The 596-nt window shown below is 62.2% G+C and carries 1 protein-coding gene; it reads left to right on the top strand.

From position 1 onward, the window contains the following. A partial coding sequence (locus tag NKJ94_RS37485; protein ID WP_502904256.1) for a histidine kinase occupies positions 1 to 596 on the top strand: 596 nt, incomplete at both ends.

The raw sequence follows: 596 nt of genomic DNA, 5'->3' as shown, positions 1-596 counted from the left end.
GACGGGATCGACGTGGTGATCGGCATCGTCGAGACGCACGGTCGCAAGGAAACGCAGACGCTGGTCGAAGGCTACGAGGTCATTCCTCGTCTTGAGATCGATTACAAGGGGCGCATCCTTGAGGAAATGGATCTCGACGCCATCCTCGCCCGGCGCCCGGCGTTGGTTCTGGTCGACGAGCTCGCCCACACCAACGTTCCCGACAGCCGTCACCCCAAGCGCTATCTCGACGTCCAGGAAATCCTGACGCACGGCATCGATGTCTACACGACACTGAACATCCAGCATGTCGAAAGCCTGAACGATGTCGTGGCCCAGATCACCCGCGTCAGGGTGCGTGAAACCGTTCCCGACTCTATCATCGACCAGGCCGACGACGTCGAGATCATCGACCTCACCCCCGACGATCTGATCAAGCGGCTGGAAGAAGGCAAGGTCTACCTTCCCAACACCGCCCAGCGCGCCATCGAGAACTACTTCTCGCCGGGCAATCTGACGGCGCTCAGGGAATTGGCGCTGCGCCGCACCGCCCAGCGGGTCGACGAGCAGTTGCTGATCCATATGCAGGCCCACGCCATCCCCGGGCCGTGGGCGGC

The organism is Mesorhizobium sp. M0060, from assembly GCF_040323155.1.
In the GTDB taxonomy this organism is placed as follows: domain Bacteria; phylum Pseudomonadota; class Alphaproteobacteria; order Rhizobiales; family Rhizobiaceae; genus Mesorhizobium.
Note: the sequence above shows the minus strand (reverse complement) of the source record. Positions and strands in the feature narration are given on the sequence as shown.